Genomic DNA, 15455 nt, shown 5'->3' on the forward strand with positions numbered 1-15455 from the left:
CGCGTTTACATCGATTGAAACAAACACTCATTTCAATGAAGATTTTTTCCACAGAAAATACACCGCAGGCAAGACCAATAACGTCAGTACGACCGCACTCACCATACCACCGACCATAGGAGCGGCAATCCGACTCATTACTTCGGACCCTGTTCCCGTGCCATACAAAATCGGTAGCAAGCCGATAATAATGGCTGCGGCAGTCATCATTACAGGGCGTACCCGCATACCAGCGCCGTGAAGCACTGCGTGGTAAAGCGTATTAACACGAGGTAGAACGCCTTTTTCAGCACATTTACGCTGTGTTTCGTTCCACGCTTGATTCAAATACACCAACATAATGACGCCGATTTCTACTGCCACCCCAGCCAGCGCAATGAAGCCAACCCCCACAGCAACCGAGAAATTGAAACCAGATAAATACATCAGCCAGATACTGCCCACCATAGCAAATGGTAAGGTGCCCATAATGATCGCCACCTCGGAGAAATTACGGAAGTTGATATACAAGAGGACAATAATGATGGCCAATGTGAGCGGCACCACATAGGTCAGCTTTTCTTTTGCCCGTTGCATATACTCATATTGACCAGACCAATTTAACGAATAGCCTGCTGGCAACTGCACTTGCTCTGCTACGATTTTTTGTGCGTTTTCGACATAACGGCCAATATCTACACCCTCAATGTCCACAAAAGTCCAACCATTTAAACGCGCGTTTTCACTTTTTAACCCTGGTGGGCCTTCTTCCACATACACATCAGCAATATCCCCCAAAGCAATTCGCAAACCATTCGGAGTCACGATTGGTAAAAGGGCTAACTGCTCAGGTGAATCTCGATATTCCTGCGGATAACGTACATTAATGGGATAGCGCTCAAGCCCCTCAATAGTATTGGTGACATTCATGCCACCCACCGCCGAAGAGATAAGCTCTTGAACATCTTGAATATTCAGCCCGTAACGTGATGCCTTCGCGCGATTAATATCTATATTGACGTAGCGACCACCCGCTACACGCTCAGAATAAACCGATGCAGTGCCTTCAACTGGTTTCAAGATTTTCTCTAGCTGCAAACCAATATCTTGAATAACTTGCAAATCAGGGCCTGCGACCTTTATACCCACAGGGGTTTTAATGCCTGTTGCCAGCATGTCGATTCGTGTTTTGATTGGCATCACCCACGCGTTAGTAATGCCCGGGATTTTGATTAGCTGATCCAGCTCTTGCTTGATCTTGTCGCTGGTCATGCCATCTCGCCATTCAGAATGAGGCTTGAGTTGAATAAAGGTTTCTATCATGGTCAGCGGCGCAGGATCGGTTGCGGTCTCCGCACGACCAACCTTCCCAAACACAGTTTTCACTTCCGGTAAGGTCGCAATCAATTTATTAGTTTGCTGCAATACTTGACGCGCTTGTCCGATAGAGATCCCAGGATACGATGTTGGCATGTACATCAAATCGCCTTCGTCTAGGTTAGGAATAAACTCACTGCCCAACTTATTTAACGGCCACATACCAATGGCAAATATAGCAATCGCCATCAAAATGGTGGTTTTCGGAAAACTCAACACGGCTTTCAACACTGGCATATACACAGCGACCAAAGCCCGATTGACAGGATTTTTATGCTCAGGTAACACTTTACCTCGCACAAAGTAGCCCATCAAAACAGGTACAAGAGTGATTGCTAATGCCGCCGATGCGGCCATGGCATAGGTTTTGGTATAGGCCAACGGGCCAAACATCCGTCCTTCTTGGGACTCCAAAGTAAACACAGGCACAAAACTGACGGTGATAATCAGCAGACTAAAGAATAACGCGGGACCGACTTCGGCAGCTGCGGCGGCCACAATCTGCCAACGGTTTTCCTTGGTCATTTCGACTTTTTCCATATGCTTATGGAGATTTTCTATCATCACGATTGCGCCATCAATCATGGCGCCGATGGCAATAGCAATACCGCCAAGCGACATGATATTGGCATTAATACCCTGTAGATGCATGACGATGAAGGCGGTTAAAATACCGACAGGTAAACTGATAATCGCTACCAAAGAAGAACGCACATGAAAAAGAAACACCACACAAACCAGCGCAACCACTAGGAACTCTTCCAGCAGTTTGGTCCATAAATTCTCCACAGCACGATCAATCAAACCAGAACGATCATAAACGGTCACCACTTCAACGCCTTTTGGCAAACTGGATTTCAAAGAATCCAATTTCGCTTTTACGCCTTCGATGGTTTTTTGTGCGTTTTCACCAAAACGCATCACCACCACGCCGCCGACGGTTTCGCCTTTACCATTTAGGTCTGCTAAGCCTCGACGCATTTGTGGGCCAATACCAACGTCTGCCACATCTTTGATCGTCAGCGGTGTGCCACTTTCACTGACGCCAAGCGGAATCATTTCTATATCTTCGACACTCTGTATATAACCAGACGCTCGAACCATGTATTCCGCTTCTGCCATTTCGATGACCGACGCGCCGACTTCTTGATTACCGCGTTTAATAGCATTTTGAATATGACTCAATGGCATGTTTAATGCGCGCAATTTATCTGGGTTAACACTTACCTGATATTGCTTCACCATGCCACCAATAGGCACCACTTCGGATACACCGGGTACGGTTTGTAATTCATACTTCAAGAACCAGTCTTGCAGTGAGCGCAATTGACTCAAGTCGTTTTGACCAGTTTTATCGATCAATGCGTACAAGTACACCCAACCGACACCCGTTGCGTCTGGCCCCAATTGCGCCCTTGCGTTGCTGGGCAAGGATGGCGCGACCTGACTTAAGTACTCCAACACTCGGCTTCGTGCCCAGTACATATCGGTATCTTCATCAAAAATCACGTAGACATACGAGTCCCCAAAGAACGAATAACCGCGCACTGTTTGAGCACCGGGTACAGACAACATCGCTGTGGTCAACGGATACGTCACTTGGTCTTCGACCACTTGCGGCGCCTGCCCTGGATAACTGGTTTTAATGATGACCTGCACATCAGACAAATCAGGAATGGCATCAACGGGCGTATTTTTTAACGAATACAAGCCTGCGCCCACTAAAATAAAAGTAGCCAACAACACCATGAATCGGTTGTTTATGGACCAACGAATGATCGCTTCAATCATGATATTCCCCTACTCCGTGTCAGCGTCAAAATAGTCAGAGACGATAAACTTCACACTGCTTTCACGCGTAATCTCAAGTTGAATGTCTTTGCCTACCGGTAATTCTTCCACTTCTAGCCAATCAGCTAACGCAAAGTCCATCGTCATTTTTGGCCAATTCCAATCGGCAATAGGATCGTGGTCCACATTCATCTTGCGTGCTGTCGCATCGATACTATTAATGCGAGCAGCTACCCAAACATTGTTGGCAGGTTCTGCTGCTGACATTTCATTGCTAGACATTGATGTCTCAGTCATTTCAGTGCTGCTGTCAGGCATTGACGCCTTCTCACTGTCTATATTCATGCGTTTGAAATCCGAGCTTTTGCTGGATTCAGAGTCCAACAGAAACTGCGCCGATGTAACGACCTCATCACCCAGTACCAAGCCGTCTAAAATTTCCACGTAGTCGTCGCCGAACGCACCAGTTTCAACGGCAATCGATTTATATCGCCCTTCACCCAATGCAAGTACCACGCGATTTTGCTCGCCACCTCGAATTAGAGCTTCTTTTGGAATCAATCGTTTTTTACCTGACTGGGTGGTTTCAATACGAACATGGGCAAACATATCAGGCTTTAAGAGTTGCTCTGGGTTGTCTAAACGAATGCGAACACGCAAAGTGCGATTTTTTGCATTTAACGTCGGATAAATAAAATCCACATTACTGACAAAGGTCTTCCCCGGTAGGAAATCCATAACAGCTTCAATCGGTTGCCCCACCGCGACAAGATGCGCTTGGCGTTCAAACACTTCGGCATCCAGCCACACCTCACTCAAATCCGCGATCGACATCAAAGTTGTGCCAGGTTTAATGTAGAAACCATCTTGAATTCCAAGGTTATCAATAACACCGCTTTGTGGTGCAAAGAATCGCACTGTTTGAGAAACCTTGCGCGTTTTCTTTAACGCTTGAATAAAACGGTTCGACACTTGCAAAGCTTTTAGTCTTTCTTCACCCGCATTAATCATGCGCTGGTCTTTGCGCGCTAACGCAAAAACAAACTCTTCCTGCGCATTCACTAAGGTTGGTGAATACAGATCGAACAAAGGCTGACCTTTTTCAACTGAATCACCATTGGATTTAATAAAACTTTTTTCGATCCAACCTTCAACACGGGGATGAATATGAATAATATTGTCTTCGTTGTAAGCCAAATAGCCCACTGTACGAATGTCTGGTTTCAACATGTCTTCGAACACTTTTCCTGTTCGCACGCCAAGATTATTAACGACTTCAGGCGAGATACTCACAGTACCAGCACCCTGATTATTGGAACCTTGATCATCACCATAAAAAGGGATCAAATCCATCCCCATAGGAGATTGACCCGGCTTGTCACGACGGTAATTTGGGTCCATTGGCGCCACCCAATATAAAGGCGTTTTTTCATCCTCCGTAACGACTGCGCCCGTATTCATTTCCCCGTTCATGACATTAAATGCTTGAAAACTAAAGTGATAACCCGTAATCGAAAGAACGCCACCTAGTACAAATACACCGATATATCCGATTACTTTCATTTGAGTTTGACTCCTTCACTTTGTGTCATTACATAATTCAATTCGGCTAAGCGCTTGAAGCGCTCGATACTAATATTTAATAATTCAATATGTGCGTTCAACGTTGCGATACGTGCCTGAACCACATCTGAGAAAACACCATCATTACTGGTATATGCATTCAACATGGCTTGCGCACTTTCTCTGTAACTAGGAAGTAACTTGGTTTGATAAAGACGGATTCGTTGATCAAGCAGGTTAATATCAGATGTCAGAACACGATATTTAGCCATGAGTTCCTTCAGAACCAGCTGTTTTTCAGAAATAAAAGATTCGACTTGCAGGGATGCTGCTTTCACTTGAGCATCCTGTCGACGTGACGAAAAAATCGGTACACTGACACTCACCGCAATCGAAGCCAGATCAGCTCGGCTCTTGCCACTTAGATCATCTCCACGATAACCGTAGCCCAAAGTAACACCCCATTCAGGTTTGTATTTTTGCTCAGCAATCACCTTGTCTATCTGTGCTGTATTGGACTGAACATCGACAATACGAACCAATGGATGCTGACTCAAATGAGCCGCTAGGGCATCTGATGTAAGAGTATTCAACGAGGTTCCCGAGATAGGGTCCGCTGCGTTTTTCAGTGTAATGCTTTGATCTGATGCGTCGTGATCGACCATTTTCGGAAAAATATATTGAGACAGCTTTTTAAGGGCATTTTCTTTCTCTTGTCGAAGCTGCGTAAGGCGGTGATCTAGCTTAATCAACTCCAGTTCAGAGCGTACCAAATCTTGTTGCTTGGCTCGCCCATATGCTGAGCTATAACCACTTTCCACAGCTTCATGAAGCTGTTCGAACAAGGTTCTATTTTGCTTCACGAGCTTGATGCTCTCTTCGTAACTGTATGCTGTTAACCAAATATTCGACACTTCCATTGCTAACATTGCACGACGATTATCTCGCATCAACGGCATTTGATCGCCTTGCGTTGCGTACTTTTCCCCGGCTAAACGTAAGGTATCGCCCGCCGGAAACATCTGCGATATCGACACACTAAATTGCGTCATCGCTTCTTGGTTAAAATCAAAACTGTCAGTTGGCATATTCAATAAGCCAACATTGATTTTTGGATCAGGCAATGCTGTCACGCCTTGAGCTAAGGCGCGAATGGCGTTCTCTTTTTGCTGACTGGAAATCAACCAATCATCTTGATTGATGGCTTTGTCTACCGCTTGCTGAAGACTTAGCGCTTCTGCATTCGCAACAAGTGGTAACAACGACAATAAAGAAACGGAGGCAATACGATGCGTTTTACCGATTAAAAATGTACGGTAACAGACACTCTGCAATAGATGGCAGAATGGCAAAAGATTGTTTTTGGCCATTGGCTCGAATACTCATTTTTAAATTCATAAAATCTCAACGTGATCAACATCGTTGATGTGAAGCAGTGAATTTAAGAAATGAATATAGGTGGGAAATAAGGCGTATTTGGGTGGGTAGAAACGTAGAATTCAGACGACAGTGCCGTATGAACACAAGAAACATTGTCGGAAGCAGAATGATAGCTGACAAGTAAGCCTGAAAAGCTACTGCAATGATTGTCCATACAATTTTGATGATTATGCTCAGATGTCAGACTGGAACATTCATCTGCAGAGGCTGAAACACAAGAGTAACCTTCTTCAGAAGACATATGATGAACTGATAATTCAGACATGGTATGCGCTTCCATAGACATCATATTCGGAGAAGGTGATATCATACTGTTCGTTGCCATAGCCATTGAAAATAACGATAGCACAAACAGCAACAAACACACGAAACCGTGTTTTCTCGCTGATATACTGACGCTATTTAAAACAAATGATGGCATTTATAAAACTCTCTACAATTATCCGAAATACTATATGGAAGAAAAAAGCTTAAAGCAACTCAAACTTAAATTTTGAACATCTTCATTTCATCGAGGAGAATATACTGCTCAGACTTATAGAGATTAAGCTTCTTGGTCGTAATGCTTACATTCTTAACTATGAGGATTATCACTGATGAATATGTACAACCCTCCACACCCTGGCGAATTTATTTACGAAGTTTATCTTGAACCTTTGGGTTTTAGCTGCCGATTTCTAGCCAAACAATTGGGTGTTGCTTCGTCCACACTAAGTCGTGTATTGAAAGGGCAAAGTGCGGTTTCACCTGAAATGGCGCTACGCTTGTCTAAAGTGCTTGGCAGAACACCAGAGAGTTGGTTGGCCATGCAGAATGCCTACGATCTTTGGCAGGCCAAGCAGCACCTTAACCTATCAAACGTCCATCCTGTTAATTTTTCAATGGCGTAGGCGATTAAAAAATACCGCACAATTACGCATTGAATTGATGCCAATTTAAAGTCACAGGAAGTTTTTTATCATACTGAAACCTTTGCACTAATCAGCGAGCAATAGACTCACCTTTTTAGGATGAATGCCTACTTATATCCGGCAGCATGATCCCTCGCCTTCTTGTAAGAAGACGAGGGATGGAATAGGTTTGACTGTGCAGAGCTGTATAGACTGGAAGGCCTAAAAGGTGCAGCTCTACTTCACGCTAGTTTATATTGGATAAATACGCTCTCCAGCCACCAAAGATTGTTATGTCTTCCGCGCCTTCTATGCCATAAGCTTCGCAGATAAAACCAGAAACAATGGAGCCGTCGGCCAATTTCACTTTACCAATGCCTAACGGTACAGGAATACCCGCAACAAAGGAGCCAAAGTTTTCAGTTGGCACGGACCAAACTTCTACTTCTATAGCCGCGCCGTTGGCTTCATCCAGCATTAAACCGGGGCGGATATGGTGGCCCACCAGCCAGTGCATACATGCGGTAACAAGGTGCGGTAGTGGTTGTGCTCTTTAGCGTTGCACCGCGTTCAACCAATTGCCAGTTTAATGGCTGGCCTTGAAGGTGTGCAGTGAAACTGTCATCAGGATCATTAGGAAAGAAGCGAGTTCACGCGTTTTAACAGAACAGAAGAAACTGACTGTTTACAACTTCTTAATTCTAGTTTTCTTAGTTAAGATAAAATGGCTTATTTAAATAAGCATGTTTGCTTAAATAAAACCAATAACAAAAAAGCCGAGTTGAAATGTCATTAAAAAAACTAGAAAAACTCTCGCAGGCAGCCAACACTTATAAAGCCATTTTGAATGCGATGGAAGAATGGGTCGTTATTGTCGACCATCAATCAAAGATTTTCTTCATCAACCGACCTTATGCACGCTTTCTTGGTGTGAAGGCGGAGGATGTAAAGGGGAAAAAGGTCACCGACGTCATTGAAAACACTCGGATGCACATTACTGTGCAGACAGGCCAAGCGGAACGATTTTCTTTTCAGAAGATTTTAGGCAGTAAAATGATTGCTAGCCGTCTCCCTATCGTTGATCAAGGCGAGGTCATTGGTGCCGTTGGTACGGTGATTTTTCATGATACTCATGAATGGAAACAAATTAACAGCCATATAAAAGCACTGCTAGCCGAACAAGACTTTCAATACCAAAAAAGCATCGCTTCCGACAAACTCAACACAGGCGCTAATTTTCACCTAAATGACATCATCGGTGACAGTCAGGTGATGAAGTCTTTGAGCGCTAAGGTCACACAAGTGGCTTCTGGTGATGTAACAGTATTAATTCGTGGCGAATCAGGAACCGGCAAAGAATTGTACGCCCACGCCATCCACCAGCTGTCAGATCGAGCGGAATATCCATTTATCAAAGTTAATTGCGCCGCGATACCAGAAAGTTTGCTAGAAAGTGAATTATTTGGCTATGAAGAAGGCGCATTTACAGGTGCCAAAAAAGGCGGCAAGCCGGGTAAATTTCAATTGGCCAATGGCGGCACCTTGTTTCTCGACGAGATCGGCGATTTACCATTATTAATGCAAGCCAAACTACTGCGTGTATTACAAGATCGTGAAGTCGAATCCGTTGGTGGCACGCAACCCATGCCCTTAAACATTCGGCTGATTACCGCCACACATCGTCCATTAGAAAGCCTGATAGAAAGTGGCGCCTTCCGAGGAGACCTTTATTATCGTATTAACGTCGTGGCGATTGATTTGCCACCACTTCGTGAGCGTCGTGGAGACATTGCAAAACTGGCTGATTTTTTCCTGCAAAAACTGTCGAGAAGAACTGGTCGACGTGCGCCAAAGCTCACCGTTCAAGCTTTGACAGCCATGATAGCCTACAACTGGCCGGGTAATATTCGCGAACTCGAAAATGTCATTGAAGCGGCGTTTTACACAAGCCATGATCGAAAAATCCCGCTGTCATTATTGCCAGCGCAACTGTCCCAAACAGATCACAGCACACCTAAAAATCAGACGTCAAAAGGGATCATTCAATCCACAGGCAGCTTAAAAGAACAACTGAACCTAGCAGAGAAAAATATCATTAACGCCGCTTTGATTGAATGTGGCGATAACCGTACCAAAGCCGCCAAAAAGTTGGGCATCAGTAAATCCACTTTTTACGAAAAGCTCGATAAACACGGCATATAGTCCGATTTTTCGGATGATGTCTATTTTCTCGGACTAAGCTTAAGCCAGTAGCGCTTTAATTAGACTAAAAGCGTCCGATTTTTCGGAAAACCACATCATTTTTACGCATAAAAAAAAGCCAAATAATTCTAAACATATGAAAAATATAGAATTTATCAATTTGGCACTTTTCTTGATTTAGCATTCGGCAGCACTATAGCACCATATGGCGTGCATGTAATACATGCAGCTTTCTACAGTTTGAAAAGAACAAACAATAAAAATAAAAGGATTGAAAACATGAAAAATGCTTTGATAACAGCGACTTGTTTAACCACGTTAAGCTTCGCGATGCCATCTTATGCCGACTTCGACAAAGTCCGCTGGCAAGTCCCTATGGCCTTCTCATCCTCTTTAACAGCGCTTGGCGACACCATGCCTGAAGTGTCTAAAATGCTTAGTGATGCCAGTGGCAATAAAGTAAAACTGCAAGTCTTTGAACCCGGTTCACTGGTGCCAGCATTGAGTATTTTCGACAACGTCAGCTCTGGTAATGTCTCGGCGGGTTATTCTTGGATGGGGTATGAGTGGGGGCAAATCCCTGCGGCAGCGTTATTCGGAGCAACACCATTCGGCCTTGAGTCGAATGAATTCACGGCTTGGATGTATTACCATGACGGCGATAAAATGCTTAAAGAACTGTTCAAGCCTTACGATGTTTATCCTATTCTGTGTGGCACCATCAGCCCAGAAGCCGCGGGCTGGTTCCGCAAAGAGATCAAATCTGTTGATGATCTAAATGGCCTTAAATTCCGCGCGGCGGGTCTTGGCGGTGAAATCATGTCTGAATTCGGCATGTCGATTAACGTTTTTCCAGGGGGTGAACTTTATCAAGCGCTCGAAACCGGCGTATTGGATGGCACCGAGTTCTCTATTCCAACCGTGGATGAGCAACTTGGTTTTTATCAAGTCGCCAAGCACTATTACCTTCCAGGCTGGCATCAACCTTCCACTAACCAGTTCCTTTACATCAACCTAAATGACTGGAATAAGCTCAACAAGCAAACGCAATCTTTGATAGAAAACACCTGTGTGGCCGCCAATACCATGTCGTTGGCCAAATCTGAAGCGCTACAAGGTGGCATATTGTCTAAGTTCAAAGAGAAAGGTGTCGAGCTTCACCAGTATTCACCTGAGATTCTCAGCGCCTTCCAAGACGCTACGGATGAAGTGATGGCCCGTCACTCTGCTGAAAATGCGGAATTCGCCAAAATCTATTCGTCGATGAAAGACTTTCAAGAAGAGCACGGCACGTGGAAGAAATTCGGCTATTTGCCTCGCGATTGGAACACGAAATAACTCTATTTGAGCTCTATTAAGTGAGTCGGCATCACACGATGCCGACGTTTTTCACTGGATGCACATCATCCGAAATCAAAGGAGAAATACATGTCCGATCCATCAACTGAGTTAAATTTAGCTGAAATCGAGGCAAAATTATCACACTCCAACATCAACCAGCTGCCTCACACACCAGTCTCGCAATGGCTTGAAAATGCCATCGAAAAGATAGGGCAGTACGTTTCTTGGATTTGGTTGGTATTGATGCTATTGATCGTCAGCAATGCCTTAATGCGTTATTTTTTCAATACCACCTTTGTGGCGTTAGAAGAGTTACAGTGGCACTTGTATGCGGTTGGCTTCATGCTGGGGCTGTCTTACTGCTTTATCCACGACGGTCATGTTCGTGTTGATGCACTGGCGGAACATTGGTCGATGAAAAAACGCATATGGATCGAAACCTTTGGTATCTCGCTCCTACTGCTGCCTTTTTGTTTTGTCATGTTTAACTATGCCCTTCCTTTCGTTGAGCGATCTTATCGAATGAACGAAGTCTCACCTTCATTTGATGGCTTACCTTTTCGCTGGATTCTCAAGTCATTCATTTTAATTGCACTGGCATTATTGGTCATGGCGGCCAGTTCTCGCTGGCTTCGCTGTGTCGCTTTTCTACGTGGCGTTTCTATTCATCAAAGCCACACGAAAAGCTAGTTTCAAGGGAAGATTATGTTCGAAACATACGAATTATTAGTCATTGCCATGCTTGGCAGTTTTATCTTATTGATTTTTTCAGGGTTTCCTGTCGCATGGGTGCTCGCTGGTTTGGCGATTATCTTCAGCGTTGTTGGCGTTTTGTCCTCCCAATTTTTGGATTGGGACACCTACTATATGAACGATTGGCGCATATACGGCACCATAATCCAACGGATTTACGCCCAAATGAGCAACTGGGTGCTTGTCGCCTTACCCATGTTTATTTTTATGGGATTGATGCTAGAACGCTCTGGCGTAGCTGAACGCTTGATGGTGAACTTTGTTAATTTATTTGGTCGATTTCGAGGTGGACTCGGTGTTGCAGTTATCTTAATCGGCATTTTGTTTGCGGCGTCAACAGGCATCGTGGGTGCGTCGGTTGTACTACTCGCCATGCTGTCTATGCCAGTCATGTTAGAACAAAAATATTCGCCTTCGTTTGCCAGCGGTATTGTCGCGTCGTCTGGTACCTTGGGCATTTTGATTCCGCCAAGCATCATGCTAATTATTATGGCGGATCAGCTTTCTCTTTCCGTGGGCAGCTTATTCATGGGCGCGCTGGTTCCCGGTTTGTTACTGGGCGGTTTGTACATTGTGTATGTCATTCTTTCTGCTATTTTCAATCCGAAAGTCTGCCAACCACCACTGAATTTACCACCGGTATCGATGGAGTTAATCTGGTCAACATTAAAAGCCGTTTTTCCTCCACTGGCACTTATTTTGTCTGTATTGGGCTCTATCTTCATGGGGATTGTTTCGCCAACAGAAGCCGCCGGTGTTGGGGCGTTTGGTGCCACTGTTTTGGCGATTTTAAACAAGCGCTTCAATATGAAAATGTTGGCTGAAGTGTGCCGTAAAACCACCATTACGACGTCGTTTGTTTTTGGTATTTTCTTGGGCGCGACGGCTTTCGCCGTGGTGTTACGAACGCTAGGGGGCGATGAATTCATTAGTGATTTGCTGCAAGGTATTCCCTTGTCGCCTGCAGGCATTGTGGCGGTTATTCTGCTCATCGCCTTTGTAGCGGGTTTCTTCTTAGACTGGCTAGAAATTAGCTTGATTTTACTCCCTCTCGTCGGGCCTGTTGTGGTCGCGTTGGAGTTCAATTTGGTGTGGTTTGTAGTGCTGTTTGCTTTGGCACTACAAACCTCTTTTTTAACACCACCTGTTGGCTTTTCGCTCTTCTATTTAAAAGGCGTCGCACCACCTGGGGTGACCACATTACACATCTACAAAGGCGTTATTCCTTTCGTCCTTCTGCAATTATTAGCTGTGCTTCTGGTGTTTTTATTTCCAGACCTAGTGTTATGGTTGCCCGAAGTGATTTACGGTTAACCCGTTTGCTTTCATGTTTGGAGAATAAAAATGAACAATAAAACAGTATTAATTACGGGGGCAGCAAGTGGAATCGGTTTGGAAATTGCTCAGGCATTTCTGAAAGCGGACATGAATGTCGCCATTTTAGATTTCAGCCAAACGGCGATAGAAGAGGCAAAAACACAGCTTTCAGCATTCCATCAGAAATGCACTTTTTTCGCCTGCGATGTGACTAAGGAACCGCAATTTATGGACGCGATAGACGCCGCCATTGCGCAATTTGGCCATATCGATATTCTGATCAACAACGCGGGGGTTCAACATATCGCGCCGATAGAAGAATTCCCCTCAGACACCTACCGGCGTTTAATAGACATTATGTTGATCGCGCCCTTTTTGGCGATCAAAAAAATCCTGCCTTTGATGAAAGAAAAAGGGGATGGACGAATCATTAACATGTCGTCGATTAATGGCTTAATCGGCTTTGCAGGCAAAGCTGGCTACAATTCTGCCAAGCACGGCGTAATTGGCCTAACAAAAGTAGCTGCGCTGGAAGCCGCGCCTTTTGGTGTGACCATCAATGCGCTGTGCCCCGGCTATGTGGACACGCCATTGGTGAGAAATCAGCTGGAGGATTTGGCGAAAACACGCAATGTCTCACTTGATCGTGTGTTGGAGGAGGTCATTTGGCCTCTGGTACCGCAACGCCGCTTCCTCACGGTAGATGAAATTTCAGACTACTGTTTGTTTCTCAGCAGCCCTTCGGCAAAAGGAGTGACAGGACAAGCTATCGTCATCGACGGTGGCTATACCACACAGTAGACACAGTTTCTAAATTTATAAGTATATATAAACGGCTCCCCTAGAAGATTCGAATCTTTACAGGGAAACTAGCAGTAATCAGTAAGGTACATAAAAAAGGACTATAGCTATCTAATTACTGCTATTTAATATCTCTAACGAGTTCAGAATTTTTAAGAACTAAACTTACGGCTCAATCATACTGATAATGAGCCGTTATTTAGTCACATCAGTTACTTACTTTGTAATAGTAGAAAATATTTTTAACTAATCAGAGGTTACTGTACCCCTGAATTCAAGTTCGAAGTGCGACACTTTTCATTTCAAGCCGCTAAGCACATCTCTTTAAATACGACCGCTGGCGGCAAGAAAGTGAACAAAGGATAAAAGGGATCAAGAATTTAACTCGATAAACGGTGCGCCCTTTGGGGCTCGCAGAGAAACAGCCTATCTTCGTTACAAGTGATAGCCTGTTTCTCTGATAAGACTTATGCGTGCCTTCCCCAGCGTCACTGCGTTAAAAACTGGGGGTTAACGATTACGGCAAATAAACACCTACGTTTTCATAACCGCGCCCCAGCAGTTGAGACGCATGTATACGACTCATCACACCTTTACCGCAGTACAGCAAGTGCGTTTTGCTCTTATCGACCTCAGGCCAGCCTGATTCTAGTGTAAAGAACGGCATTTTTATAACCGGACGTCCTGATACTTTTAATGGTTTGCGCTCTGCTTCGTCAGGATGACGAATATCAACAATGACTTCGTCACCAACAGGCATACGCACGACGGGCACTTCCCCTTGATATTGCTTTTCAACATCGTCCATTACATTCTGAATGGAAACAACACGTGCGGAGTTGATCGCTTGCTCTAGTACAGCCATATCAAATTTGCTTTCTTCGCGGTCAATACGGTGCATTTTCGCGCGAGTAGTCGGCTTGACAGAAATGACACCACAATATTCAGGCATACTTGCCGCGAAAGGCTCAGTGCCTATCTCAATCGCTTTGTCGATGATGTCTTGTTTATTCATCGTTACAAGCGGTCGGATTACTAAGTTGTCTGTAACTTGGTCAATCACTTGAAGGTTGATGAGCGTTTGACTAGATACTTGAGCAACGCTTTCTCCCGTTACCAGTGCCTTGGCGTTTAAACCTTCCATCACTTCCGACGCAGCGCGCAACATCATACGCTTCAAGATAACGCCCATTTCAGAGTTGTCGACTTTTGTCAGTATTTCTGCCACAACGTTTTCAAAAGGAACGGTGACAAATTTAACGTTTATATTTGAACCGTATTTATCCCAAAGAAAATGGGACACCTGTTTTACGCCGATCTCGTGCGCATCACCGCCAAGGTTAAAAAAGCAAAAGTGAGTCTTTAGTCCGCGACTCATCGTTAGGTAGGAACTGACAGTTGAGTCAAAGCCACCAGAGATAAGAGACAGCACGGAGTCCTGCGAACCGATAGGATAGCCACCCAAGCCTTCTACTCTCTGCTCGATCATCCAAACGCGGTTATCACGTATGTCGATGGGCACAAGCACTTCGGGATTTTTCAATCGAACCGCCAATGCGCCGCATCGAGCTTTTAGGCAACCACCAATATGACGCTCAGCATCAACAGAGGAGAAGTCATGGGTACCAACGCGTCGAACACGCACCGCAAATACAGAATCTTTAATGGCATCACCATAAGATTTGATGGCTTCTTCCACAATGTCATCGAGCGTCGTTAAAACAAACTCTCTCACGTATTGGAAGTGCGCAATACCGGCGATGTTCGACAAGGCATTGGTGAAGTCTTCTCTCATGTCATCCTTTTCAGAAAGCACTTCGATAAAGTCCCAGTTGCCAGCGACCACAACGTGATCGTCATATTTACGCAACACCAAGCGGATATTGTGTCGAAGTTGCTTAACAAAAGCCTTCCGAACAGGACGGCTCTTAATGGTTATTTCTGGAAAGAATTTAACTATGAATTTCATTTGGCGGTATTTTTAGCAGTTGGTCAAAAAAG

Annotated in this window: 13 protein-coding genes; 6 read left to right on the top strand and 7 right to left on the bottom strand. The window is 44.6% G+C overall.

Going from position 1 to position 15455, the window contains the following annotated elements; translation table 11 throughout:
- Positions 1-27: 27 nt before the first annotated feature.
- The 4 genes from MARME_RS17655 to MARME_RS22185 all read right to left on the bottom strand — a co-directional run bounded on the left by MARME_RS17655 (position 28) and on the right by MARME_RS22185 (position 6571).
- On the bottom strand, positions 28-3147 hold the full coding sequence (locus tag MARME_RS17655) for an efflux RND transporter permease subunit (protein ID WP_013662630.1): 3120 nt from the start codon (positions 3145-3147) through the stop codon (positions 28-30).
- Positions 3148-3156: 9 nt separating this feature from the next.
- Positions 3157-4710: an efflux RND transporter periplasmic adaptor subunit gene (locus MARME_RS17660; RefSeq protein WP_013662631.1), complete on the bottom strand. Its 1554-nt coding sequence runs from the start codon at positions 4708-4710 to the stop codon at positions 3157-3159.
- On the bottom strand, positions 4707-6080 hold the full coding sequence (locus MARME_RS17665; protein WP_013662632.1) for a TolC family protein: 1374 nt from the start codon (positions 6078-6080) through the stop codon (positions 4707-4709). The genes MARME_RS17660 and MARME_RS17665 overlap by 4 nt, the downstream gene beginning before the upstream one ends.
- Positions 6081-6151: 71 nt before the next feature.
- Positions 6152-6571, bottom strand: coding sequence for a hypothetical protein (locus MARME_RS22185; RefSeq protein ID WP_013662633.1), 420 nt, complete (start codon positions 6569-6571; stop codon positions 6152-6154).
- 175 nt (positions 6572-6746) lie between these two features.
- On the opposite strand from MARME_RS22185, the gene MARME_RS17680 reads away from it, so the two are divergent.
- The gene (locus MARME_RS17680) at positions 6747-7040 is read left to right on the top strand and encodes a HigA family addiction module antitoxin (RefSeq protein WP_013662634.1); all 294 of its coding nucleotides are present in this window, start codon (positions 6747-6749) and stop codon (positions 7038-7040) included.
- Between the two features lie 247 nt (positions 7041-7287).
- Here MARME_RS17680 and MARME_RS17685 read toward each other — a convergent pair whose 3' ends face one another.
- Both MARME_RS17685 and MARME_RS22905 read right to left on the bottom strand, forming a co-directional pair.
- A complete protein-coding gene (locus tag MARME_RS17685; RefSeq protein WP_041647994.1) occupies positions 7288-7557 on the bottom strand; it encodes an allophanate hydrolase-related protein in 270 nt (89 codons plus the stop codon).
- Entirely contained in the window at positions 7508-7618 is a 111-nt protein-coding gene (locus tag MARME_RS22905) for a hypothetical protein (protein ID WP_396627734.1), read from the bottom strand. The genes MARME_RS17685 and MARME_RS22905 overlap by 50 nt, the downstream gene beginning before the upstream one ends.
- 208 nt (positions 7619-7826) lie before the next feature.
- On the opposite strand from MARME_RS22905, the gene MARME_RS17690 reads away from it, so the two are divergent.
- The 5 genes from MARME_RS17690 (at position 7827) to MARME_RS17710 (ending at position 13454) form a co-directional block, all read left to right on the top strand.
- Positions 7827-9242 (top strand): sigma-54 interaction domain-containing protein, encoded by a 1416-nt coding sequence (locus tag MARME_RS17690; RefSeq protein WP_013662635.1) that lies wholly within the window; start codon positions 7827-7829, stop codon positions 9240-9242.
- A 279-nt stretch (positions 9243-9521) separates the two neighbouring features.
- Entirely contained in the window at positions 9522-10580 is a 1059-nt protein-coding gene (locus MARME_RS17695; protein ID WP_013662636.1) for a TRAP transporter substrate-binding protein, read from the top strand.
- Positions 10581-10670: 90 nt separating this feature from the next.
- Complete coding sequence (locus MARME_RS17700) at positions 10671-11273, top strand: TRAP transporter small permease subunit (protein ID WP_013662637.1); 603 nt, start codon at positions 10671-10673, stop codon at positions 11271-11273.
- A gap of 15 nt (positions 11274-11288) precedes the next feature.
- A complete protein-coding gene (locus MARME_RS17705; protein ID WP_013662638.1) occupies positions 11289-12650 on the top strand; it encodes a TRAP transporter large permease in 1362 nt (453 codons plus the stop codon).
- A 30-nt stretch (positions 12651-12680) separates the two neighbouring features.
- On the top strand, positions 12681-13454 hold the full coding sequence (locus MARME_RS17710; protein WP_013662639.1) for a 3-hydroxybutyrate dehydrogenase: 774 nt from the start codon (positions 12681-12683) through the stop codon (positions 13452-13454).
- Between the two features lie 517 nt (positions 13455-13971).
- Here MARME_RS17710 and thiI read toward each other — a convergent pair.
- Positions 13972-15423, bottom strand: a complete 1452-nt coding sequence (gene thiI / locus MARME_RS17715; RefSeq protein ID WP_013662640.1) for a tRNA uracil 4-sulfurtransferase ThiI — start codon at positions 15421-15423, stop codon at positions 13972-13974.
- Positions 15424-15455 lie beyond the last annotated feature (32 nt).

The sequence above is a fragment of the Marinomonas mediterranea MMB-1 genome (assembly GCF_000192865.1).
Classification (GTDB): domain Bacteria; phylum Pseudomonadota; class Gammaproteobacteria; order Pseudomonadales; family Marinomonadaceae; genus Marinomonas; species Marinomonas mediterranea.

What these genes read in the sequence shown, in the direction of transcription:
- MARME_RS17665 (WP_013662632.1), bottom strand. Translation starts at nt 6,080, where the DNA reads ATGGCCAAAAACAATCTTTTGCCATTCTGCCATCTATTGCAGAGTGTC.
- MARME_RS17700 (WP_013662637.1), top strand. Translation starts at nt 10,671, where the DNA reads ATGTCCGATCCATCAACTGAGTTAAATTTAGCTGAAATCGAGGCAAAA.
- MARME_RS17690 (WP_013662635.1), top strand. Translation starts at nt 7,827, where the DNA reads ATGTCATTAAAAAAACTAGAAAAACTCTCGCAGGCAGCCAACACTTAT.
- MARME_RS17680 (WP_013662634.1), top strand. Translation starts at nt 6,747, where the DNA reads ATGAATATGTACAACCCTCCACACCCTGGCGAATTTATTTACGAAGTT.
- thiI (WP_013662640.1), bottom strand. Translation starts at nt 15,423, where the DNA reads ATGAAATTCATAGTTAAATTCTTTCCAGAAATAACCATTAAGAGCCGT.
- MARME_RS17695 (WP_013662636.1), top strand. Translation starts at nt 9,522, where the DNA reads ATGAAAAATGCTTTGATAACAGCGACTTGTTTAACCACGTTAAGCTTC.
- MARME_RS17710 (WP_013662639.1), top strand. Translation starts at nt 12,681, where the DNA reads ATGAACAATAAAACAGTATTAATTACGGGGGCAGCAAGTGGAATCGGT.
- MARME_RS17660 (WP_013662631.1), bottom strand. Translation starts at nt 4,710, where the DNA reads ATGAAAGTAATCGGATATATCGGTGTATTTGTACTAGGTGGCGTTCTT.
- MARME_RS17655 (WP_013662630.1), bottom strand. Translation starts at nt 3,147, where the DNA reads ATGATTGAAGCGATCATTCGTTGGTCCATAAACAACCGATTCATGGTG.
- MARME_RS17705 (WP_013662638.1), top strand. Translation starts at nt 11,289, where the DNA reads ATGTTCGAAACATACGAATTATTAGTCATTGCCATGCTTGGCAGTTTT.
- MARME_RS22185 (WP_013662633.1), bottom strand. Translation starts at nt 6,571, where the DNA reads ATGCCATCATTTGTTTTAAATAGCGTCAGTATATCAGCGAGAAAACAC.
- MARME_RS17685 (WP_041647994.1), bottom strand. Translation starts at nt 7,557, where the DNA reads ATGCACTGGCTGGTGGGCCACCATATCCGCCCCGGTTTAATGCTGGAT.